The sequence below is a fragment of the Bacillus sp. V59.32b genome, from assembly GCF_003429085.1.
Lineage (GTDB): Bacteria > Bacillota > Bacilli > Bacillales > DSM-1321 > Peribacillus.
Genome location: NZ_QVTC01000018.1, coordinates 78,917 through 101,781 on the forward strand (window position 1 = coordinate 78,917; position 22,865 = coordinate 101,781).

Consider the following 22,865-nt stretch of genomic DNA (forward strand, 5'->3'; position numbering starts at 1 on the left):
TATTAGCTCGCGCTCACTCATACCATTGCTTTTTATCTTCAATGTTGTATGATGAAAACAGCTTTGTAACTTGTTAATTCGTATTGGAGTTGATGAAATGCCGCAATCTAAATTGTTTCGGATTGGTTATGGAATTGTTTTAATATTGCTAATCGTATTATTGGCATCGAAGGTTAATTTTATTTTCACACCGATAGCCGTTATGGTGACTACCTTATTTACACCAATCGTCCTCTCAGGTGTACTATATTATCTACTTCGGCCGCTCGTGAACTTTTCAGCAAGATATATCCCGCGAGCGCTTTCCATCCTGATTATTTATTTAATCGGGATCGGATTGATCGTTTCACTAGTATTTGTAATCGGACCTCCCCTTCAGAAACAGTTCAGCAGCTTGATTGAAAATACACCGGAATATGCTGTTGAAGTTAGGGACACTGTCATGGAACTGAACGACAATGAATATGTTAACCGATTTCAGGAAAGCGATAATTTTTCCATCGAAGAACTGACAGGAAAAGTGACTGAATATATTAACGAAGTTGTTTCAACTATTGGTACCAATGTAGTCAGCTTTATTTCCGCGATTACAGGTATACTCGTTCTTATCGTCCTAATCCCCTTCGTCCTATTTTATATGCTTAAGGATGGTGACAAGCTGCCTGATCAAATCCTTAAGCTTGTGCCGGAGCAGCATAAAGATGAAGGCAGGAAAGTTCTGAAGGATATGGATGAAGCGCTTAGTTCTTATATTCAGGGGCAAATACTCGTCAGCGTCTTTGTCGGGATCTTCATATATATTGGATATTTAATCATCGATCTGGATTACCCTCTCATTCTTGCGCTTGTTTCGATGCTGACCAATGTCATTCCTTTTGTAGGACCGTTTATCGGCCTGGTGCCGGCAGTGATTGTTGGCTTTATCCACTCACCTTTGATGGCGCTTTGGGTAGTTTTAGTCGTTTTGATCGTGCAGCAGATTGAAAGCAATCTGATTTCGCCTCAGGTAATGGGACGGAAATTGGACGTGCATCCATTAACCATCATCCTGCTCTTGATGGTGGCTGGAAGCCTTGCAGGAGTTGTCGGCCTGTTACTCGCCGTACCGACCTACGCAGTGTCCAAGGCAATCGTCCTTAACACGTATCGGTTTATCAAGCTAAGAAAATATGATGACACCTTTTCCGCATGACCAAACCCCGCCAAGGCTTTCCTTGGCGGGGTTTTCATCTATTTTTATAAAAGGCTCTGTTAAACGATAATGTTGTTTTTGGGAAGGGAATCTGCGAGACTCCTCGAAAATGCATACGCATTTTCTCGTGCGGTGTCTATTCAAGGATGATGAATCAACGTCCTGCGGAAAAACGGGCTGGCAAGACCCCGCAGCGAGGTACGAGTGAGGAGGCTTGCCAGTTCGTCCGCGGAAAGCGAGTAGATTCCATGACCATTTGAAAATCAACAATGGAATTTAACAGAGCCTTATAAAAAAACGTGCATTAGATTCTTAATCTAGTTGTTTAGAAAATCCGCTCACTGGAATAATAATAAATAGACCTTTCGAAAGGAGAATATGATTGGATTCTAAAGCTGTTGAAAATGTCTTTGAGACGAACGGATATGATTTTCTTTATAAAAAATTCACATACCAATTTTATGTATCAGGTTTATTCGATCAAATCGAGGATAGCAGGATCATCGATTGTTTTTTAGAAAACTATCACTTTGAAGAAAACGATCATACCCTTTTTGATGATTTTGTTTTCCATTTTAGAATCTTTCATAATCTTCATGTTAAAAATTCTCTAGTAAGAAAAGATATCTATCATTAACTTCTGTTAGTAATTAAAATATTGAACCGGGCAGGAACACTGCCCGGACTGAAGTAACTTATTTACCAGTAATATGGATAGCCACCATAATAAGGATAACCTCCATAAGGATAACCACCATACCCGTAGCCGCCAGGTCCTCCTATCAGAACCCCGGCTGCAAGTCCTCCCAAGAAACCGCCTATTAATGGTGCCCCAAAACCATAAGGTCTACGTCCGAATGGTCTACGCCCATAACCATAAGGTCTGCGCCCAAATCCATAACCATATTGACGGGTCATCATATCATTCGGGTTAACAGGATAACCTTGAAATTCGTTATTCACAGTATTCCTCCTCATGTTGCCTATATTTAGCTTCCCTATACAGATATGTTCAAAAGGTAGATGATGCATAGGCAAGCGTCATGAGATAGTGAAATTTTTTTGAAAATCTTTCACATCGGATTAGCGCTCGTTAATTCGGATCATCGCTCGCAAATTCAAATTATCGCTCGCAAATTCGGATCACCGCTCGTTAATTACGCCTCTGAATTATAGGTTCATCTCTTCAACCTGAACATCTTCGCTAGTTGCCTTCTTCGGCTTAAGCGTCAATACAATTACCATGAAGATAATGCATAGAGCACCTATTCCCTGGTAAAGGCCAAAGGGAATGCCGAGTAAAAGCACCGAAGATATTACAGCCGACAGCGGTTCGGAACATGACAGCAAACTACTTTCCTTCGCTGTAATAAAACGCATACTATCAATGAACAAATAAAATGGAATTAACGTACCGAAAATGATGACAAATAGAATTAAACTGTAGGTTGATACTTCCAAGGAAGCCATATTAAATGAAAGCGGCGGATACACCGGACTTAAGGCGAGGCCGCCAATCATCATTCCCCAGCCTACGACTATGATCGAGTCATATTCCTTTACCAATTTTCCGGAATAAAGCGTATAAAAAGCCAGTGCAAATGCTGATAATATTCCCCAGATAAAACCGGCCTTTTGTACAGCAAGTTTTTGCGGTGTGCCGTCCGTTAATAGGAGAAATGTTCCCGCAAGTGTTAAAGTAACCGCTACAATTTCAAACATATTCGGTACAGTGCGCAGTTTTACCAAAAAATATCCAAGAATAATCACTGGGGCGGCATATTGCAGTAAGGTAGCGACTGCCGCATTGCCAGCATCTATCGAGGCAAAATATGTATACTGCACTCCCAGCATTCCAAATAAACCAAAAAGCAAAAAGTGAGAAATCGAATATTTATTTGTCCACACTTCCCACACAGCCTGTTTGTTACGGCCTAATAAAGCGAACAATAGGAACAAAAATCCGGATCCAAGCAGCCTGACTGTTACAAGCCAGCCCATCGTTACACTGCTGTTTTGAAATAAATGCTGCGCGGCAGTTCCCGAAATCCCCCACAAAGAAGCAGCAACAACGACCATTAAATAACCTTTATACCTTTTCATAGCCACTCCTTTGTTACCTGAAAATTCTTTTCCAATAACTAGTATTATACAGGCATCAGGGCTAAAATGGACCAAAAAAAACAAGGGAGCAAATCTCCCTTGTTTGGTTTAGCCTTTTCCCGCCTGAAATCCTGGATACTTGGTCATGCCACCATCCGCATATAGCGTCAAGCCAGTCACATAGCTCGATTCCGAAGAGGCCAGCCAGGCGGCACAGGACGCAATCTCTTCCGGTTTCCCGATATATCCCATTGGAATCAAGGCTTCTACTTCTTTCTTCGCCACCGGGTCATTGAATTTTTCCGCATTGATTGGAGTGTCAATCGCTCCTGGTGAAACATTATTGACGCGGATTCCGTGCGGTGCATATTCCAGCGCAAGTGTTTCGGTCAACATCTTCACCCCGCCTTTACTAGCGGCATAATGAGCAAAATGCGGCCACGGGATCCGGTCATGGACCGAGGACATATTGATGACATTTCCTTTTATTTTGTTGTCAAGCATGTAAGCGATCGCTTCCCTGCTGCCTAAAAAGATTCCGGTTAAATTGACATTGATCACTTTGTTCCAATCATCAAGGGACAATCTTTCGGTCGGCACTTCGTTTTCGATGCCTGCATTGTTAACCATGATATCAAGGGTGCCGAATGTATCGACGGTAAAAGAAATCAGCTTTTTCACTTCATCTTCCTTTGTGACATCCGTTTTAATCGCGACCGCATCTCCTCCTGCCGCCTTGATATTATCAACGATGCTCTGGAAATCATGTTTATCTGAATGGTAGGTTAGGACCACCTTTGCTTTTTCCCGCCCAAACCGTTCAGCCATCGCTTTTCCTAATCCCGATGATCCACCGGTAACGACGACTACCTTATTCTCTAAATCCTGATACATAAATGACCACTCCTTATCTTTTTGTCATACCTAGTAAAACGCCGCCCGCGATTACAAGCGCGCAGCCAATGATTACAAAAATCAGTTCTCTTTTTGATTTCTTTTCTCCTAAAAGGAATATCCCGCCAAGCGTTGAAATGACGATGCCCATTTGCGAAAATGAAAACCCTACTGCCACGCCTACCTTTGGGTTTGCCAGAAGCAAGCCAATATTTCCGATCGCCCAAATCAGACCAGTTAAAACATTTCGGAACGCGTATTTTGTAAACGGTTTGTGACGGACTGAAAGAATGAGCGCTCCGATGAGCATTCCGATCGACTGCGGTAAAATCGCGGCCCAGCCCTCAATTTCAAACCATCTGACAATTACCACATAGCCGATAAAACCAAGTGAAGAAACAACGAGTACAAGCAACCCCTTTTTGAAGTTCTCATCTTTATCGTCTTCTCCTTTTTTCCCCAATGCTGTAAAAATTACACCACCGATAATACAAATCAATGCGATTACTCCAAGAACGATGGTGGTAGTGTTTGTCCATTCCCGGAAGACTATGACCCCGAACAATGTCGTACCAAGCAATTGCATTCCCGTCGAAATCGGAACTGTTTTTGAAACACCCATATATTTGACACTGTTCAATTGATAGAGCTGTCCGACCGCCCAGGAAATCCCTGAGATGATTCCTACTACCCATACAACCGTACTCATATCAGGTTTGTTAATAAAAAACATGACAATAGCAAAGATCATCGAGCCAAAAGTGATCCCCAATGTCTGACTATAGGCATTGCCGCCAAGCTTGACGCTGACTAAGACAATGCTTCCCCACATAACTGCAGGGAGCAACGCAAATAAAATCCCTTCCATTACTTATCCTTCTTTCCTGCAAAATCATATAATTTACTCCATATGCTAACAAGCTATCTTCATTTATTCCCTTATGTAATATGTAGAAACCTGACAAATTATTCAGAAAATTAATGTGTTTCCTTGAAGTTTGTCGATGTTTTCCGATTGACAAAACGAAATGGCGAATTTAGAATCTATATATGTCAACTTCAAATAATTAAAGGTTTACATTAAGAGGGGGAAGAAAAATGCAACAAAATCGAGAAAAATTAAGAATGATGATCATCACTGCTCTATTTGCAGCGATTATCGGGATACTCGCACAAGTAAACATTCCGCTGCCACTTGTCCCGATTACCGGGCAAACACTGGCAATCGGACTGGCGGCTACAATCTTAGGTTCCCGCTACGGAACGTTAGCCGTTATTTTATACTTAATTATCGGCGCAGCCGGAATTCCGGTATTCGCTGAAATGTCAGCCGGCATCTCTAAAATTTTCGGACCGACCGGAGGATATTTAGTCGGTTTCATCCCGACCGCTTTCTTGACCGGACTTATTTTAGAAAAAACGAAATTCACCGTGACCAATGCCATTTTAGCTAATATCATTGGTATGGTGATCACTTTGACTTTCGGTACCATTTGGTTAAAAATCGCTGCATCTTTATCATGGACAGCCGCTATTGCAGGTGGTGCAACTCCATTCCTCATCGTAGGCGTCATTAAAGCCGTAATGGCCGGCTGGGTGGGAATCCTCGTGCGAAATCGCCTTGATGCATCGAGAATGCTTCCACAACAAAAGCTTTCCGCATAAAGTGAACGAAAAGAGACCCGTCTCTGACTTAATATAAGCAGAAACGGGTTTTTAATTCTTATTTTATTAAGTGAATCCATTTCATAAACTAAGAACATTTTTTGAATAAGTAATATTCTGGTGGTCTGTGTTTCTTTATAAAAAGGAATTATGAAATTGATTCAAGTAAGTAATGCATCTATATTAATGATTGCTTCCTGGCGCTCTACCCGCCCCTTTACCGCTTCAAAAAAATTCTTTTGTTGCTCGTTCAATCGGGAAAAATCAAATTTCTTGTATAGGACGGAAAGCAGCACAATATCGCGCAACCTTAAAAACAATGGAATCGTTTCGATTATCCCCACCAAAAGATCGTTTTCTTTTTGATAGCCTTCGAGAAACCCAGTAAAAAAACGCTTAGCAAATTCATCTCGCCCCTCCAACGTATGTAAATCCCTCTGAAAAACAATATAGTACAATGGAATCGCAATATCGCTGGCGAACCAATGATAGGCACAATCATCGAAATCAAAAAGATTCAATTTGCCATCGTGGACAAGGAAGTTACCAGAATGCAAATCCGAGTGAATAAGCCCATAGTTGTCATTTGTTTTCGGAAGATTTGAAATAGCTGAGACCACTTGATCACGATAGGCAATAACCTTTTCATCGATTTCCGGCTTAATTTTTTCTATTTCAAACAACTCTTCTTCATCCCAATGAGGACGCGTGATTCCGGCGGGATGGTGATACGTCTTTGTAATTTTATTCATTTTCCCTATCGCTGCGCCCCATTTACGCGCAAGCTCTTGATCACTTTCTAGTTCCCGCCAGCCGACTTGACTTCCTGGTAATTTTTCGTAGCAGCTCATATAAAATTCCGTTCCATCAACAGCTTGTGCGCTTTCAATATATCGTCCGTTTATGGAAGTAAAATGCTCATATACGCATGAGCCGTTAAGTTTTAAATAAGCGACCCAATCGCTTTCTGCCTGCAGGAGTGCGTAGCTCCGGTGCGAAGAGTGGGTGTAGCGGACGATGACTTCTATTCCGTCCCTTTGGCCGCTGTATATATAATTCTCGAAGTCTCCAATTTTTTTCAGGCTTTCAATCTCTACCAGAAAGATTGCTGCACCTTCATGCAATATCGCATTACTGAAAACCATTTCAACTGTTTTTTCCATCGGTTCTCCCCCGCCATTTTTTAAGTTCTGGAATATATACCCATACATATTTTATCATGTTATTTTCAAAAAAATCACAAAAAATCCTTATCTCGTTGATAAGGATTTTTCATTATTACATATGAATTGGAAGGACGTAGAACAACACCGCGAAGAAATGCGCCGCTGTGCCGCCAATCACGAACAAATGCCAGACTGCGTGATGAAAAGGGAAACCACGCCAGACATAAAATACAGCTCCAAGCGTATATAATAACCCGCCTGCCATAAGCAGCTGCATTCCAGCAGCCGGAATGGTCGCAGCCATTGGATTCCAGGCGACTACAATTAACCAGCCCATCGCGATATACAGGACAGTGGAAAGATAAAGGAATTTCTTCACAAAGAATGCTTTGAAAACAACGCCGACGAGTGCCACTCCCCAGACGATTCCCAAAAGCGTCCAACCAAGGGCACCATTTAGTACAATCAGCATAAAGGGCGTGTATGTTCCGGCAATGAAAAAGTAAATCGCCGAATGATCGAAAATTTCAAATATATCCTTTGCCTTACCAGGCGGAAAACTGTGAACGAGCGTTGATGAAGTATAAAGCACGAGCATGCTGACTCCATAGATCGTTGCAGCGACGACATGCCAGGCTGACCCTTCCTGGGAGGAAAAGATAATCAGGAAAACGAGCGCTGTAATACTTAATAAGACTCCAATTCCATGGGTGATCGCGTTAACCAATTCTTCTTTTTTTGAATAAACATGAGTATCAGCCAAAAAATCATCTCCTTATTTAGCTTGTTAGAGGAGATTACACCCCAATTTTCATACAGTTAATTATAACCTAACACTTTACCACTTTAAAGAAAAGAATTATTGATGCTATGTCTGAATATCGTTTGAAAGATTGCGTCCGAAAGTCTTTCTTTTTTTCAGCTGGGAATAAACAATCAGAAACAGCGGGACACCAAAGACTGCGGTGGCACTGAGCGTGCCAAATAGCAACAGTGGCTGTCCAGCTCCGAAGTGACCGAGCAATACTCCTCCAAACCAAGGACCGATTACATTTCCCAAACCGCTAAAGCCCATGGCGCCGAAATAGGTTCCCTTTATCGCCGGATCTGCTAATTCGTCGATGAACATATCAGTCATTGAAAACATCAGAACTTCCCCGATCGTGAACAGAACGATGATTAGAATGAAAGCAGGAATGGTTTTGGCAAAGGCAAATCCGATCAGACCTAAGCAAATGATTAAATTTCCGGCTGTAATGGACAGAACAGACGGAAACCTCTTGCTGATGGCTACGATTGGATATTGGATGATTACAACCAGCAGGGCATTTAATGCTAACAGATAAGAAAAGACAGCCACTCCATTTTCAAAGCTTTCTGATGAGGAGAAGAATTGCGGGAGCGTTGAATTGAACTGTGAAAAACCGGTAATCGATAGAATTAAAGCCACTAGTGCCAGCGTGAAGGTTTTATCTTGTTTAATTACACCTGCTGCTTCTCTCATGGTGATTCGATTGGTTGAAGCAACGGTTTTATCTTGATAGCTTTTTAAGGAAACGACCAACGACAGCCCGTATAATGCGTAAATGATGCCTGCTACATAGAACGAAGCCATTGAATCGGCGGAACCCAATTTCAATCCCAAGAGCGGCCCGAAGGTTACTCCGACATTGATTGCCGTATATCTTAAATTAAAGATGAGCAGCCTGTTCTTAGGCTCGGTAATATCCGAGAGCAAGGCTCTTGATGCCGGTTCAAACAGGGCTCTGCACAAGCCGTTTAATGAATTCATAATAAAAAAGGCCAGAATCGTTTTTGAAAAGCCGTAACCTGCAAACACAGCCGCCCACATAAAGATCGATAAAATCAAAATCCGTTTCCGACCGAACCGGTCCGACAGATACCCCCCGAGGAAACTTGCCAACACTCCTACTAGAGCACTTACAGCGACAATCGCCCCGGTCATGGCCGGGGAAACGCCGAGTGACTTCGTCAAATAAATCGCCAAAAACGGCATGCTCATCGAAGTTGCCATCCTGCCAAACATCGTGCCGATAATGATATTCCAGCCGATCGGTCCGACATCCGTCAATATCTTTCTCATATGTAAGACCCCTTTTTCCCGTGACGATTTAAAAATTTTCTTATTAGATATTGTTTTCTGATTTTAGTCCTCTTTCGGTGCTTCGTCAATAGGGGATGGATAAAAGGCTCTTGAAGCGGTTATCAATCAACAAAAAAAGGAAAGCAAGAATCACCGTCCGCTTTCCCTTCTTTGAATGATAAAATTAGCCTTTCATGAGCTTCACAAAAAACTGCCTTTCGCGCGGGCCATCGAATTCGCAAAAATAAACGCCCTGCCATGTTCCCAGCACTAAAGTTCCTTTATCAATGATGACATGCTGTGAGGAACCGACCGTACTTGCCTTCATATGTGCGGCGGTGTTCCCTTCCTCATGTAAATCCATTGTGTGATTCCATGGGTACCCTTCATCAAACCTGCGAAGCATGTCCCGTTTTACGTCGGGATCCGCATTTTCATTGATCGTAATCCCAGCTGTCGTATGAGGGCAATATACGAGGGCTGTTCCTTCTTCAACTCCTGCTTCGTCAATCAATCGCTGCACCTCGGCCGTAATATCTGTCATCTCGTCACGCTTTGTCGTCGTTAACGTCATTTTCTTCAACATCTTCTCCGCCTCCTAACATTTAGCTTTCCTTCATATGGCTAGAGACTGTATAATCCGCCAAATATCTCAACCGTCTCACTCGCTTCATTTCCGTCAAAAGTGACAAGGAAAGGTCGTTCTCCTTTTTTGGCAAGAAGCTCGGTCATATAATCATTCTCACCCGGCTCTATGAAAATCAGCTCGGTATCTCCGATAGTTATGCTTTTACAGAAGCTGCCAAGCCTGCTGTCCATGTATGCTTCCCCTGCTTGAATATTGAGCAAGCTGGACCATTTTTCCGCTGTTGCCTCGATATCCTTTACCCCAAAATGGACAGATGAAATCTTTCTGCCTAGCTGTTTTTGGGGAATAATTCCTGACTGCTTCATTTCCGAAAGTCGTTTTTCATCATCGCCGCTCCACTCAATAAAAAACGAATAAGGCAAGCCTGTGTCCCGCTCTTCTATGAATAGCATCTTCCATTTCAATAAATCGCCATTTTCTCTTCTTCTTTCCGCATTAATAACCGAGCTGGTTTGTATGCCCTTGCGTTCCAGGTCTTCTTTCCATTTTTGAATGTCGTTTGTACGCAAACAGACTTGGCCAAACCCTTCTTCATCTTTGACAAGTAGTTCGATAAGCGGATTAGTCGATTTCTTTGCTGTTTCAGTATTTTCCACTGCCAAAAATTCTATGTAACTCAGCCCGGCGTACATTAAGCTGTTATATGTCCCCCACATTTCATGCCTTCCTCCAGAAACTGCCTCCCACCCATGAAGTTCCATCTTCTTAATTGCTTCTATTGGTGTCCCCTTTACAAAATGCACAAGGTGATCAAAGTATAAAGTCATTGCTATTTTCCTCCCCCAAATAAGAGTGAATTCATTATCTCACTCTTTATAGAAGTAGTCAGCTATGACGGTTACAAAGAAAAAAGGGACAAGCAATAACTCGCTTATCCCTTCATTTACTATACTGATTTCTTTTTCCAAACTCCAAGTATGATTGCCGTTACTACGGCACCGATCAAGATCGCCAGGATGTACAATAACGGATTATTCACCAAACCGATAACGAAGATTCCTCCGTGCGGTGCCGGGAGGGTTACCTCGAAGAACATCGATAAAGCCCCTGCTATTGCGGAACCGACAATCGAGCTTGTGAGTACCCGGACCGGATCGGCAGCCGCAAATGGAATCGCTCCCTCGGTGATGAAGGATGCACCCATGAAATAGTTCGTGAACCCTGACTTTCTTTCTGGTTCTGTAAACTTATGCTTAAAGAATGTTGTTGCAAGCGCGATTCCAAGAGGCGGGACCATACCGCCGGCCATAACCGCTGCGTGCGGCCCAAAGCTTTGCGCTTCGATTGCTGCAATACCGAATGTGAACGCAGCCTTGTTGATTGGACCGCCCATGTCGACAGCCATCATTCCGCCAAGAATGATTCCGAGCAGGATTGCGTTGCCGCCCGATAAACCGCTTAACCAGTCTGTGAGCCCTTTATTAATGGAGGAAACTGGTTCGTTGATGATAAAAATCATAATAAAACCGATAATTAGCATTCCAAACACAGGATAAAGCAGGACTGGTTTGATACCTTCAAGTTGTCTTGGTAATACCTCAAATCCCTTTTTCAATGCCACGACAACGTAACCAGCAAGGAAACCGGCAATTAAGCCGCCAAGGAATCCTGCTCCGGCCTGGGCTGCGAGCAATCCTCCGACCATGCCGGGCGCGAAACCTGGCCGATCCGCAATAGAACTAGCGATAAATCCGGCTAAAATCGGCACAAGGAAGAAGAATGCGCCGTTACCGCCACCGATATCACTCAACGCTTTGGCGATTGGGTTGTATGTCTCATGATCCGGGTTGGCCGCATGAATCCCAAACACGAATGACAGGGCAATCAAAATACCTCCGCCGACAACGAACGGCAGCATATTGCTGACACCGTTCATGATATGCTTATAGAAGCCGCTGCGGCTTTCTGATGAATCGCCGCCCTCGTTTTTCTCGTTGCTTCCTTTATAGACAGGGGCGTCTTTGTCTATGGCTCGTTGAATGAGTTCACCCGGTTTCCTGATCCCCTGTGCTACCGGAACGATGATGACATGCTTGCCTTTGAAACGATTCATTTCCACCTGTTTGTCTGCCGCAACAATGATCGCATCAGCAGCTTCGATTTCAGCAGCTGTCAGGCCGTTTTTAATCCCTGATGAGCCGTTTGTTTCGACCTTGATGTCGATGCCCATTTCTTTCGCCTGTGCCTTTAAGGCATCTGCAGCCATGTAAGTGTGGGCGATTCCGGTCGGGCAGGCTGTGACTGCCAGGATTTGTTTGCCAGAGAATGATGTGTCCTCTCCGAGAATTTCTTCTACAGCCTCTTCCTCGTTAACCTCTTTTTCTTTCTCGTCAATAATCGAAATAATCTGTTGTTCAGAAGAAGCCGAAAGCAGCTTTTTGCGGAAAGCTTCATCCATCAATAATGTAGAAAGACGGGCTAGCGTTTCTAAATGCGCGTCATTCGCCCCTTCACTGGCCGCTATCATGAAAAATAAATGCGCCGGCTGTCCATCCAATGATTCGTAATCAACCCCTGGATCAGACCTACCGAAACTAATCGAAGGCGTTTTTACCGCAGTGGTTTTGGCATGCGGAATTGCGATTCCTTCTCCGATTCCTGTTGTACCCTGCTCTTCCCGCTTCAAGATTGCCGCTTTAAAGGCCTTGCGATCATTCAATCTCCCCGCATCTGCAAGCTTTCCAACCAGCTCGTCGATGACTTGCTCTTTCTCTCTTGAAGCAAGATGTAAAATTATCGTGTCTTTTTTTAATAAATCTGTAATCTTCATAAAATCCCCTCCACCAACTCTTTTACTTCTATTTGAGGTATCAAAGCTTCAATATCTTCTTTACGGGCTAAATCCGCTGAAAAAGCGGTCGCGCTCCCGGCAGCGAGGCCAAACTTGAAGGCTTTGAGAATGTCAGCCGTCTTAGTGTATGTACCAACAAATCCTGCCACAACGGAATCACCCGCACCTACTGAGTTAACTACCTTTCCGCTTGGCACATTCGCACTGTACATTTTGTTTTCCGTACAAAGTACCGCACCCTCGCCAGCCATTGAAACGATGACATTTCTGGCGCCGAGCTCGATTAGTTGCTGCCCATACTTCGCAGCGTCCTTTGTCGTTTGAATCTTAGTTGAAAATATCTCTCCTAATTCATGATGATTCGGTTTAACCAGGAAAGGCTTGTGCTTGATCACATCCATTAATGACGGACCGCTCGTATCCACAATCACGCGTATTCCTTGATCCAAACATAATTTCGTCACGTGTTCATAGAAATCAGATGGCACAGATGGCGGAATGCTTCCGGCAAGGACAACGATGTCATCAATAGTCAGTTCATTAATTTTTTTTAAAAGGTCTTGATAGTTTTCCTGTGTCACTTCCGGACCCAAGCCGTTTATTTCGGTTTCACCTGCGGATTTTAATTTGATATTAATCCTTGTATCCGTTGCTACTTCTGTAAAATCCACGGAGATATTTTCTGTTTCCAAAAAGTTTTTGATAAATTCTCCCGTAAAGCCACCTGTAAAACCAAGTGCTTTGCTTTCGATTCCGATTCGTTTTAGAACCCTCGATACATTGATGCCTTTACCGCCAGGAAATTTAGCTTCTTTCTTTATACGGTTTAAGGAGTTACTCTGAAAATCATCCACCTCGACGATGAAATCGATCGCAGGATTCAGAGTTACAGTGTATATCATGCTGTCACAACCTTTGCGTTTGGATGTTGTCTTATTGTTTCTAGCGCAGATTCGTCAAGATTATCGGTTATGATTGTCGCTTCAGATAAATCTGCCACTCTTGTAAATGTTGCCTCATTCAGCTTCGTGCTATCCGCCAAAACATAGCTTTCCAGAGAAAGCTGTAAGGCTGTTTTCTTTAAAATTGCTTCATCTGGGTCCGGCGTCGTGAATCCAAGTCCCGAATGTACGCCATTCATGCCAAGGAAGCATTTATCGAACCGGTAATTTTTTAAAAATTCAATCGCGGTGCTGCCTACAGTTGCGTTGGTCGACACCTTGATTTGTCCCCCAACTAAGAGGGTCTTTATTCCAGATTCCATTAGTTTCGAAATATGCATTAAGCCGTTTGTGAGAACGATTACATTTCTATCTTTCATAAAAGGAATCATTTCCATCGTTGTTGTCCCGGCATCCAAGTAAATACAATCCCCATTTTCAATAAAGCTGGATGCTATTTTGGCAATTCGCTGCTTTTCCGCAACTTTTTTATTCTTTTTTTCAAGGATGGTTGGCTCCAATCCTTTTCTCTGTAACAGGGCAGCTCCACCATGGACCCGTTTTAATAATGTCAACTCTTCTAATTGACTTAAATCCCGTCTGATGGTCGATTCTGATGCTTGCAGATGCTCGACAAGCTCCTGAAGCTTCACTGTTCCTTGTTGTTTAAGAAGCGACATTATCATTTGCTGCCTTTCTTCTGTCAGCACATCCTCACCTCCCTAATTCCATCATAAAGGAAGCCTTTTCATAAATCAATCAAAAACAATCAAACTCATTCAATTTCTTTCAATTATTATACAAAACTATCAAAATCGTTCATTAATTGTTCGAAATTTAAGTTTTGGTGATATCTCCAGTTTCGATGATATATTCAGTTTTGATGATATATCTGCAGTTTCGATGATATATCTCAGATTTCGGTGATATCCCAATTAAAAACAGCAAAAAAGCCCTTCCATTCTATGAATCAGAATGGAAGGACTCTAACTTTTTACTTATATGGTAATCAGCCTTCTAATAGCAATTGTTCTGGATCTTCGAGTAAGTCCTTAACCGTTACAAGGAAGCTCACGGCTTCTTTTCCGTCGACAATGCGGTGGTCATACGACAGTGCAAGATACATCATCGGTCTGTTCTCCATACGCTCCTTGTCAATCGCAACCGGTCTTACCTGGATCTTGTGCATGCCGAGGATACCGACCTGCGGCGCGTTCAGGATTGGCGTCGATAGCAATGAACCGAATGTTCCTCCGTTTGTAATCGTGAAAGTGCCGCCTTGAAGATCGGAAAGCGCCAATTTATTGTTACGTGCTTTCACTGCAAGGTCTGCGATGGATCCTTCAATTTCAGCGAAGCCTTTTCTGTCAGCATCTCTGACGACCGGGACGACAAGGCCTTCTTCAGTGGAAACCGCTACACCGATATCGTAGTAGTTTTTCTGAATGATTTCGGTGCCATTGATTTCGGCATTCAATAGTGGATATTTCTTGAGTGCCCCGATCACAGCTTTTGTAAAGAATGACATAAAGCCAAGCTTCACCTCATGCTGTTTGAAGAAAGCATCCTTGCGGCGGTTTCGCAATTCCATGATCGCTGTCATATCTACCTCGTTAAAGGTTGTAAGCATCGCAGCTGTCTGTTGTACTTCAACCAGGCGCTTGGCGATTGTCTGGCGACGGCGGGACATCTTAATGACTTCTACACGGCTATCATTTTGTACTGGCGCGGCCGCTGCAGGTTTTGCAGGAGCTGCCTGGGCAGGAGCCTTGCCTGCTGATTCCACATCTTGCTTGCGCACTCTGCCAAGAGGGTCGGTTACAGCCACTTCGCTTAAGTCGATTCCTTTTTCACGGGCAAGCTTTCTCGCTGCCGGTGAAGCAATTGGTTTTTGTCCGTTAGAAGCCTTGGCTTCCTCTTTCGCTTCCGGGGCAGGAGTACTAACTGGTGCAGGTGCAGGTGCCGCTTTTTCCGGTGCTGGTTCAGCTGCCTTAGAAGCATCAGCCGTTGGAGCCGTTCCGCCTGCTGCACCGCTCTCATCAACTACAGCGATTGCCTGACCGACTTGCACGGTATCTCCTTCTTCGGCAAGAAGCTCTTTTAAGGTACCGGCATGATCAGAAATGATTTCAACGTTTACTTTATCTGTTTCAAGCTCGACAATGTAGTCTCCCTTTTCCACATGATCCCCTGGCTGCTTCAGCCACTGGGCCACCGTTCCTTCAGATATTGATTCCGCTAATTCTGGCACTTTCACTTCAGCCATCTTACATATCCCCCTCTATCGTCCGTGTAATTGCTTCACTAATGATTTTTTGCTGCTTTTTCTTATGAGCCAAAGGATCTCCCTCTGCAGGACTTGATCTGCGTTTCCGGCCGATATAAGATACCGATACCCCAGCAGGTGCGGCAGCGTTCAATCGTGGTTCAACAAAAGACCACGCCCCCATATTTTTAGGCTCTTCTTGAAGCCAGGCTATTTCCTTCAAGTTTGGATATTTTTTCAGCAATTCTTGAACCCCATCGAATGGGAACGGATAAATTTCCTCGATGCTGACAATCTTCAACCATTCAAGGTTTTTCTCCGATTCAGCCTTTTCTCTCAGCTCCACTGCAATTTTCCCTGTACAGAAAACGACTCGCTCCACCGATTTAGGCTTTCCGCCCGGTGTTTCAATGAAAGTCTGGAATTCTCCATCGCTGAATTCAGACAGTTCGGAAGCCATCGTTTGATTTCGGAGCAAGCTCTTCGGTGTCATGAGTACAAGCGGACGAACCTCATCCATTTCGAGGATTTTTGCCTGTCTTCTCAGGATATGAAAATACTGTGCAGCGGAACTTAAGTTCGCTACCGTCCAGTTCTTCTCGGCGGCCAATGACAAGAATCTTTCAAGGCGTGCGCTGGAGTGCTCAGGCCCCTGTCCTTCATAGCCATGCGGAAGCAGCATAACCAGACCCGATTTTTGGCCCCATTTCGCGCGTCCCGCGGCAATGAACTGGTCAAAAATAACCTGTCCTGTGTTTGCGAAGTCCCCGAATTGGGCTTCCCAAAGCACCAATGTTTCCGGCGCGAATACGTTATAACCATATTCAAAAGCAATAACCGCCGTTTCGGTCAACGGGCTGTTATGGACTGCAAAAGAAGCATTTACATTCTCAAGCGTGTGCAGTGGGGAATAGGTCTTCCCGGTTTCACTGTCATGCAGAACGATATTGCGCTGTGCAAATGTCCCACGCTCCGAATCCTGTCCTGTTAATCGAATGGGCGTCCCATCCTTCAAAACGGTCGCAAATGCCAATGTTTCAGCATGGGCCCAATCGATCTTGCCACTTTCACCAAATGAATCAAGGCGGCGGGTAAGGATTCGCCCAAGCTTTTTGTTTACACTGAAACCTTCAGGCCATTTCAAAAGCTGTTCATTGATTGCTTTCAATTCATTCGCCGAAACAGAAGTATCCAGCTTTGGAATGCCGTGTTCAACATTATCAGGAGGATCGAGCTCCCGGCCTTCTTCCGGTTTATTCCCGGAGACTTTATTGTAAGACTCCGAAAATTTAGCATCTACCTGTTCTTCAATAGCTGCGAGTTCTTCCTTGGAAATCTCCCCAGCACTAACCAGCCTGTCAGCAAAAATTTCTTTTGCTGTCGGATGCTTATGAATCAATGCATACATTTGTGGCTGGGTCACAAGCGGTTCATCCATTTCGTTATGTCCGAAACGTCTGTACCCGATCAAGTCAATCAGGAAATCTTTTTTAAATTTGGTACGGTATTGATGGGCCAGTGAAACGGCAGCCAAACATGCTTCCAAATCATCCGCATTGACATGCACAATCGGAATTTCGAAGCCCTTAGCCGGATCGCTCGCATATTTAGTTGAACGGGAATCTTCGCTTTCCGTCGTAAAACCAATCATATTGTTTGCGATAATGTGAATCGCTCCACCTACTTGATAGCCTTTTAATCTGCTCAAATTGAGCGTTTCAGGCACAATCCCTTCACCCGGGAATGCGGCATCTCCATGTACGAGGATAGCAAGCGACTTTTCAATATTTTGTTTAGGGAAACCGGCCTGGGTTCTTACTTCCTGGGCAGCACGGGAATACCCCTCGACAATCGGTCCGACTACTTCCAAATGGCTTGGGTTATTTGCAAGCGTTAGTCTCGCCTTTTGCGTATTTTCTTTCGTAATTTGCTTATCAAGCCCTAAATGATATTTTACGTCCCCAGTCCAGCCATAGTTAATTCCGGTCGAGCCTTCGGATGGCACTAAGTCTTTGTTAGGAGAGTGCTGGAACTCGGAAAAAACTACTTCATAAGGCTTCCCAAGCACGTGTGCCAATACATTCAAACGCCCTCGGTGTGCCATTGCAATATTGATGTTCGGTGTCCCGTTTTGAACAGTTTCCGCTATAATTTCATCGAGAACCGGTACCAACGCATCAAGACCTTCGATGGAGAAACGCTTTTGACCTACATATGTCCGGTGCAGGAATTTCTCAAATCCTTCTACTTCGTGTAAACGCCTTAATAATAACGTTTTCTTTTCCTTCGTCATCTCAGGAAAAATCTTACCCGTTTCGACCATATCATTCAGCCATTTCCTTTCCTCAAGATCATTCACCTGAGAAAATTCAAAAGCAATCGTTTTCGTATATAGCTCTTTTAAGTATTGAATCGCTTCATATCCATCTCTTACATTTGACGGTGCTTCCGGGCAGATCAAGTCTGCCGGAATGATTTTCAAGTCTTCCGCTGTCAAATCATAGTTATCGAGATGAAGAAGCTCACTGTCAAGCCTTGCCTCATTTAACGGATAAATATCGGCAGCTAAATGTCCATATGTACGAATGTTTTCAGCAAGCTTTACAGCAGACATCATTTTCTTCATGGAAAGTGATTCGCTCGGCTGCTGTACAGGTTGTAGCGGAGTCCCATTCTGAGAAATTCCCGAAAGAACCTCTTCTGAAGGAGGACCATACGTCTCAAAAAAGTTTTTTAGTTCCAGATCGACTTCATCCGGATTGTTTTGGTATAAATCGAATTGTTCCATGACGTACCCAAGGTTTGGACCAGAGAATATTTTCCATGGGTTATATGCCTTAGCATCCTGGTTGGTCAATTTGTAAACCCCCAACTGTTCGTAGAATTTCATATCTGCGTTTTACCTCTGTCAAATAAAATCCTTGCCAAAAATTTTTAAACTATATAAAAATAGTTATTTTTTTAAAAGATTATTAAAATTCAAAGCATAAAACGTTTTCATTTGTTATAGTAACATGTTTGTGAAGAAATATCCAAAGGATATACCTGTAATAATAGTGAAAAATAGTCGCAATTTCCGGGTTATTAGCGCAAATTAAGCCAAAATCCTACTTTCTTCACAATTTGCTATAAATTTCGCTATTTCTACAAGTTTCTTCTTTTCTTAGACAAAAAAATGAAGCTTTTCTCCTAAGAGGAACAAAGCTTCATTACTGAAATATTTCCCAATATAAATACTTCATTCATTATATTTAGATATTTATTTAAAATTCCCATGCACTTAAGCTTAAATTACCGTATTGGAAACATCTATGAAGCAGTCGCGGGTCTTTATTTTCATGCCCAGCCCCCATCGCTATTAATAGGGGTGCAAAATGTTCTTTTGTCGGAACAGCCGCTTTTGCAAAAGGCGCGCTGAGTTCATAGTTAAACAAGCTGTTTAAATCCCATTCGCGAATTCTTTTCTCCACCCATTCTTCGAAACATACGGCCCAGCCTTCTGCAACATCCATCTCAAGGAGTAGCTCATCAGGGTTATGGACAATACCGCCGCTGCCAATAATTAAAACATTCTCGCTCCGCAGTGCGGACAGCGCCTTTCCGATCTCATATTGCTTATTATTCGAAAGCGTTGGGTTAATCGAAAGCGGAATTACAGGGATATTTGCCTCTGGGTACATCACACGCAGCGGTACCCATGCCCCGTGATCCAAAGGTCGCTTGTTATCAAGCATGGCAAACACTCCGGCCTTAGCCAGCAGAGTGAGGATATGATCCGCTAGATCAAGCGTTCCGGGTGCAGGATATGTAAGGCTATACAGCTCTTCTGAAAATCCTGCAAAATCGTACAAAATATCATGTGTCTGCACTGCAGTAATCATTTGTTCACGGCTTTCCCAGTGAGCAGACAAGATAACGATCGCTTTTGGAATCGGAAGATCCAAGACGTATTCTTTTAAAAACTCAGCGTATCCATGACTCTCTATGGCAAGAGATGGTGTTCCGTGTGCTAAAAACAGTGATGGAAGCATATTTATGTTCGTTTCCTTTCTTCTTTCTGGTCTGTTTTCTATTTTCCTCAACCAGTCAAAACTAAACCACTTCCAGAGTAAAAAGTCGGTGCGCATTGTAAATATGAACTTCTTCTAAAACCTGACATAGTCGTGCAGCGTCTGCGCAAGTTGCATCCATAAAGAATGCGACAGAACAGCTGACCGCTTCACTTGCCGAATTCAAAATTTCAATCCACGCATCCATGAAGGATGCGACCCTACTCCCCTTCTTTCTCCACTACAAGCTTTCAACTTGTATTTCAATCGACGCATCCACGAAGGATGCGACACTAGCGATTGACAGTCTTTCGTAGTAAGCAATAAACAGCCCTTTATGGTTAACTACAGAATCGCTAGTCTTATTTTCCTCAAAAAGCCGAGTATTTGTGCGATCGGCATCAATTAGAGCGCTAAAAATAAATTTAGTGAGAAACATAACTTTTTTCTCATTGGTTTCCGAAGCGTCTTTCAATAAAAAATTCTCCAATTCAACTGCAGCCCGATTAACATATTCAAAAAAATCATTCTCATTTACAACATGTTTAAAAAAGTGTTCCTTAGTCTTTTCAAATTCGGCTAACTAAATATGTCAATAAATATTAGTGTCATTCAGAAATATGTTAGAATGGAAACAATTTAGTTAAAGCCCATATTCGGCAGGTGCCCTTCATAAAAAGGACCTGACACAGAATGTACAGATCCCCTAATGTTTTATTTGATTAATGACGATAAAGGTCTATCAAATCCGGCTTTCTCGATGATTTTCGTTATCTCTTCAGCCGCATCTGTGATCGAATCGCCCTTGACATAAAAAAATTTCCCATCATAAGAATTTTCTTTATGTGAATAGAGCGGGTCGTAATAGTCAACAAAGAGAATATAAATCAGCTTTCTGTAATCTTCCGTTTCAACGGCGTGATACAGGTCTTTCAGTTTCTCCTTATCTTTAATCCGTCTCTCAATTTTGCGCAGGTTTTCCAGCACATTAGCTTTAAACCCTGGATCTTCTTTATTGAGTTGGACATATTCTTCATACGTGCGTTGAATTCGGTTTTCCATTGATGTATCGACACTAATATGAATTCCTCCTTCTTTTGATTTGAGAAGGAAATCAGGCTGTGTGGCATGCCCAATCCGTTTACTCTCGGCCTCCATAATAAAATAATTCGACGGCTGGATAGATGATAGTCCGTCAAAGAGCAGGGCATCAAATTTTTTCTGGTTATGGGCACTGCCTTCTCCAAATGAGCCAAAAACGGAGCCACGATGTTTCGCGATTCCTTCCAAATCAAGAACAGGGTACCCTCTTAATTTCAGCTCATGGAGAATGGATGTCTTGCCTACTCCTGTCATGCCGTGAAGGACAATTGCTTTACCCGGCAAGAGCTCAGGCGTTTTTTCAAGAATCCTTTCACGATATGCCCGGTAGCCACCGACAATTCTTGATACCTCAATTCCCGATAGAGTGGCAAAAGCAGCAACTGACTGGCTTCTGCTCCCGCCGCGCCAGCAAAACAAAACCGGTTCGTTTCCGTTCTCTTTTATCGCTTTTATTTCACCGAGAAGTTGCGGAAGCTTTGGAGAAACAATTTGCATCGCCTTCCATTTTGCCGCTTCCGATCCTTCCTGTTTATAAATCGTCCCTATCTCCGCTCTTTCCTCATTTGTGAACAGCGGTAGGTTGACGGCATGGGGAATCGAACCTTCCGCAAATTCAACGGGAGAGCGAACATCGATGGCGACGGAATCTGACTGCTGGATAAATTCGTCAATGGATAGTTCTTTCACGGATATTGCCTCCTTCTTCATATCTTCATTATAGTCAAATAACGCAACTGTTCAACCAAGAAGGAGTCTTCTTATCTGTTATAAAGTATTGTTCATTAATAGCATTTTTGGTTCATTCGTGTGAAACCAGGGTTTCACACGCCTTTCAACTCTGCTGAAAGGTAGCTTCCCATCCATGAAACCGAAAGAGAAAGCGAGCTTTCTCTTTCGGTTTCATGGATGGGAAGCAAATGACCCAAAAATCAACAGTGATATTCAACATAGCTTATTTAAATTGTACTTGCTGTGAATCATCATGGATTATATCAAAAATATATCCTTGTTCTTTCAAGCCTTCAATGATTTCAGGAAGCGCGCGGACGGTATTTTTCATATCGGTAATGTCATGGAGCAGGATGACCGCCTGCTTTTGGTTTCTTGTCCCCTTTAAGACCGAATTGATGATGGTTTGCTCGCTTATGGAAGAGCTGAATCCATCCTTCGAATCGACATTCCAATCACAATACACATACCCTTTTTTAGAAAGCTCCTGAATCACTTCATTGACGACATGTTTTGTTGCATTCTGGCGCGTCGTGATATTCCTTGAACCACCGGGAAACCGGACTAGCCGAGATGAAATGCCGAAGTTTCCTTTTAAAAAGGCTTCAAGCTGGTTCAGATCCTCAAAAAAACCATCTTTTGAACGGTAAATAACCGAATAATCATGGGAAGAAGAGTGGAGCGCAATAACATGGCCCCGTTTATTAATCTCCCGGTATCCCTTCATGGCGTATGGTTTTTCGTTTTCTTTAACAAAAAAAGTGGCCTTCACATGGTAACGATCAAGTACATCAAGAATGTTCTTTGTATTCAATGAAGGCCCATCATCAAATGTTAAATAAGCAACCTTTTGTTCGTCATTTTGTTTAAACGGCGATAATTCAGGAGGAATAGGACGTACACCTGTCTGGCTTGACGCTTGAACTGCTCCAGTTTTACCGGCCATAGGTGCCTCAGCTGAATCAAAAATCAGGACAAAGAAAAGTAAAAAACTAAACAGAACCCTCATAATATAACATACCTTTCGTTTTTACTGTTTAAGGTTGGCTTTTGGGCTATGTTTCATACAGGTTCGGTATGCACAAACAAAAAACTACCTTCCAAGAATGGTGTTTGGATTGATCATTAATTTTTCTAAGACATCCACTCTGTACAAAAATAAAAGGACCGACCCAAAGTGCGTAAAATTCAGCTTTGGATCGGCCCCGTACA

At 43.0% G+C, this 22,865-nt stretch carries 21 protein-coding genes; 3 read left to right on the top strand and 18 right to left on the bottom strand.

The features are described 5' to 3' along the window. Nucleotides 1–97 precede the first annotated feature (97 nt). Nucleotides 98–1,192: an AI-2E family transporter gene (locus D0463_RS05760; protein ID WP_117306094.1), complete on the top strand. Its 1,095-nt coding sequence runs from the start codon at nucleotides 98–100 to the stop codon at nucleotides 1,190–1,192. Nucleotides 1,193–1,574: 382 nt separating this feature from the next. Then, nucleotides 1,575–1,829, top strand: a complete 255-nt coding sequence (locus D0463_RS05765; RefSeq protein ID WP_117306097.1) for a hypothetical protein — start codon at nucleotides 1,575–1,577, stop codon at nucleotides 1,827–1,829. Between the two features lie 62 nt (nucleotides 1,830–1,891). Here the strand turns inward: D0463_RS05765 and D0463_RS05770 are convergent, their stop codons facing one another. The 4 genes from D0463_RS05770 to D0463_RS05785 all read right to left on the bottom strand — a co-directional run bounded on the left by D0463_RS05770 (nucleotide 1,892) and on the right by D0463_RS05785 (nucleotide 5,057). Then, nucleotides 1,892–2,113 carry a spore coat protein gene (locus D0463_RS05770; RefSeq protein ID WP_117306174.1) on the bottom strand — a complete coding sequence of 74 codons (222 nt, stop codon included), beginning with the start codon at nucleotides 2,111–2,113 and terminating at the stop codon, nucleotides 1,892–1,894. Nucleotides 2,114–2,362: 249 nt separating this feature from the next. After that, a complete protein-coding gene (locus D0463_RS05775; RefSeq protein ID WP_117306176.1) occupies nucleotides 2,363–3,301 on the bottom strand; it encodes an EamA family transporter in 939 nt (312 codons plus the stop codon). A gap of 102 nt (nucleotides 3,302–3,403) precedes the next feature. Beyond that, complete coding sequence (locus D0463_RS05780) at nucleotides 3,404–4,189, bottom strand: glucose-1-dehydrogenase (protein ID WP_117306099.1); 786 nt, start codon at nucleotides 4,187–4,189, stop codon at nucleotides 3,404–3,406. Between the two features lie 13 nt (nucleotides 4,190–4,202). Next, a complete protein-coding gene (locus D0463_RS05785) occupies nucleotides 4,203–5,057 on the bottom strand; it encodes a GRP family sugar transporter (RefSeq protein ID WP_117306102.1) in 855 nt (284 codons plus the stop codon). Between the two features lie 230 nt (nucleotides 5,058–5,287). Between D0463_RS05785 and D0463_RS05790 the strand changes: the two genes are divergently transcribed. Further along, nucleotides 5,288–5,854 carry a biotin transporter BioY gene (locus tag D0463_RS05790; RefSeq protein WP_117306104.1) on the top strand — a complete coding sequence of 189 codons (567 nt, stop codon included), beginning with the start codon at nucleotides 5,288–5,290 and terminating at the stop codon, nucleotides 5,852–5,854. Between the two features lie 161 nt (nucleotides 5,855–6,015). Here D0463_RS05790 and D0463_RS05795 read toward each other — a convergent pair whose 3' ends face one another. From D0463_RS05795 to D0463_RS05860, 14 genes are all read right to left on the bottom strand, one after another. Continuing rightward, on the bottom strand, nucleotides 6,016–7,017 hold the full coding sequence (locus tag D0463_RS05795; protein ID WP_160118376.1) for a phosphotransferase enzyme family protein: 1,002 nt from the start codon (nucleotides 7,015–7,017) through the stop codon (nucleotides 6,016–6,018). A gap of 115 nt (nucleotides 7,018–7,132) precedes the next feature. Continuing rightward, a complete protein-coding gene (gene trhA / locus D0463_RS05800) occupies nucleotides 7,133–7,783 on the bottom strand; it encodes a PAQR family membrane homeostasis protein TrhA (RefSeq protein ID WP_117306109.1) in 651 nt (216 codons plus the stop codon). A gap of 105 nt (nucleotides 7,784–7,888) precedes the next feature. Further along, entirely contained in the window at nucleotides 7,889–9,124 is a 1,236-nt protein-coding gene (locus D0463_RS05805; RefSeq protein WP_117306111.1) for an MDR family MFS transporter, read from the bottom strand. Nucleotides 9,125–9,308: 184 nt separating this feature from the next. After that, nucleotides 9,309–9,710 carry a secondary thiamine-phosphate synthase enzyme YjbQ gene (locus D0463_RS05810; protein WP_117306114.1) on the bottom strand — a complete coding sequence of 134 codons (402 nt, stop codon included), beginning with the start codon at nucleotides 9,708–9,710 and terminating at the stop codon, nucleotides 9,309–9,311. A gap of 38 nt (nucleotides 9,711–9,748) precedes the next feature. Next, nucleotides 9,749–10,540, bottom strand: a complete 792-nt coding sequence (locus D0463_RS05815; RefSeq protein ID WP_117306117.1) for a VOC family protein — start codon at nucleotides 10,538–10,540, stop codon at nucleotides 9,749–9,751. Between the two features lie 119 nt (nucleotides 10,541–10,659). Then, nucleotides 10,660–12,543 (bottom strand): PTS fructose transporter subunit IIABC, encoded by a 1,884-nt coding sequence (locus D0463_RS05820; protein ID WP_117306120.1) that lies wholly within the window; start codon nucleotides 12,541–12,543, stop codon nucleotides 10,660–10,662. Continuing rightward, entirely contained in the window at nucleotides 12,540–13,466 is a 927-nt protein-coding gene (gene pfkB, locus D0463_RS05825; protein WP_117306122.1) for a 1-phosphofructokinase, read from the bottom strand. Before pfkB ends, D0463_RS05820 begins: the two co-directional genes overlap by 4 nt. After that, nucleotides 13,463–14,215, bottom strand: a complete 753-nt coding sequence (locus D0463_RS05830; protein ID WP_117306125.1) for a DeoR/GlpR family DNA-binding transcription regulator — start codon at nucleotides 14,213–14,215, stop codon at nucleotides 13,463–13,465. The genes pfkB and D0463_RS05830 overlap by 4 nt, the downstream gene beginning before the upstream one ends. A gap of 299 nt (nucleotides 14,216–14,514) precedes the next feature. Then, complete coding sequence (gene odhB, locus D0463_RS05835) at nucleotides 14,515–15,771, bottom strand: 2-oxoglutarate dehydrogenase complex dihydrolipoyllysine-residue succinyltransferase (RefSeq protein WP_117306127.1); 1,257 nt, start codon at nucleotides 15,769–15,771, stop codon at nucleotides 14,515–14,517. A 1-nt stretch (nucleotide 15,772) separates the two neighbouring features. Beyond that, nucleotides 15,773–18,628 carry a 2-oxoglutarate dehydrogenase E1 component gene (sucA, locus tag D0463_RS05840; RefSeq protein ID WP_301950625.1) on the bottom strand — a complete coding sequence of 952 codons (2,856 nt, stop codon included), beginning with the start codon at nucleotides 18,626–18,628 and terminating at the stop codon, nucleotides 15,773–15,775. A gap of 406 nt (nucleotides 18,629–19,034) precedes the next feature. Next, complete coding sequence (locus D0463_RS05845; protein WP_117306131.1) at nucleotides 19,035–19,802, bottom strand: DODA-type extradiol aromatic ring-opening family dioxygenase; 768 nt, start codon at nucleotides 19,800–19,802, stop codon at nucleotides 19,035–19,037. A 259-nt stretch (nucleotides 19,803–20,061) separates the two neighbouring features. After that, entirely contained in the window at nucleotides 20,062–20,295 is a 234-nt protein-coding gene (locus D0463_RS20215) for a hypothetical protein (RefSeq protein ID WP_117306134.1), read from the bottom strand. Between the two features lie 239 nt (nucleotides 20,296–20,534). Beyond that, nucleotides 20,535–21,611, bottom strand: coding sequence for a tRNA 2-selenouridine(34) synthase MnmH (mnmH, locus tag D0463_RS05855; protein ID WP_117306136.1), 1,077 nt, complete (start codon nucleotides 21,609–21,611; stop codon nucleotides 20,535–20,537). A gap of 265 nt (nucleotides 21,612–21,876) precedes the next feature. Then, nucleotides 21,877–22,599, bottom strand: coding sequence for a polysaccharide deacetylase family protein (locus D0463_RS05860; RefSeq protein ID WP_160118377.1), 723 nt, complete (start codon nucleotides 22,597–22,599; stop codon nucleotides 21,877–21,879). Nucleotides 22,600–22,865 lie beyond the last annotated feature (266 nt).

Coding starts and splice junctions, on each gene's coding strand:
- D0463_RS05760 (WP_117306094.1), top strand. CDS start 98: ATGCCGCAATCTAAATTGTTTCGGATTGGTTATGGAATTGTTTTAATA.
- D0463_RS05770 (WP_117306174.1), bottom strand. CDS start 2,113: ATGATGACCCGTCAATATGGTTATGGATTTGGGCGCAGACCTTATGGT.
- D0463_RS05780 (WP_117306099.1), bottom strand. CDS start 4,189: ATGTATCAGGATTTAGAGAATAAGGTAGTCGTCGTTACCGGTGGATCA.
- D0463_RS05785 (WP_117306102.1), bottom strand. CDS start 5,057: ATGGAAGGGATTTTATTTGCGTTGCTCCCTGCAGTTATGTGGGGAAGC.
- D0463_RS05790 (WP_117306104.1), top strand. CDS start 5,288: ATGCAACAAAATCGAGAAAAATTAAGAATGATGATCATCACTGCTCTA.
- D0463_RS05795 (WP_160118376.1), bottom strand. CDS start 7,017: ATGGAAAAAACAGTTGAAATGGTTTTCAGTAATGCGATATTGCATGAA.
- D0463_RS05805 (WP_117306111.1), bottom strand. CDS start 9,124: ATGAGAAAGATATTGACGGATGTCGGACCGATCGGCTGGAATATCATT.
- D0463_RS05810 (WP_117306114.1), bottom strand. CDS start 9,710: ATGTTGAAGAAAATGACGTTAACGACGACAAAGCGTGACGAGATGACA.
- D0463_RS05815 (WP_117306117.1), bottom strand. CDS start 10,540: ATGACTTTATACTTTGATCACCTTGTGCATTTTGTAAAGGGGACACCA.
- D0463_RS05820 (WP_117306120.1), bottom strand. CDS start 12,543: ATGAAGATTACAGATTTATTAAAAAAAGACACGATAATTTTACATCTT.
- pfkB (WP_117306122.1), bottom strand. CDS start 13,466: ATGATATACACTGTAACTCTGAATCCTGCGATCGATTTCATCGTCGAG.
- odhB (WP_117306127.1), bottom strand. CDS start 15,771: ATGGCTGAAGTGAAAGTGCCAGAATTAGCGGAATCAATATCTGAAGGA.
- D0463_RS05845 (WP_117306131.1), bottom strand. CDS start 19,802: ATGCTTCCATCACTGTTTTTAGCACACGGAACACCATCTCTTGCCATA.
- D0463_RS05860 (WP_160118377.1), bottom strand. CDS start 22,599: ATGGCCGGTAAAACTGGAGCAGTTCAAGCGTCAAGCCAGACAGGTGTA.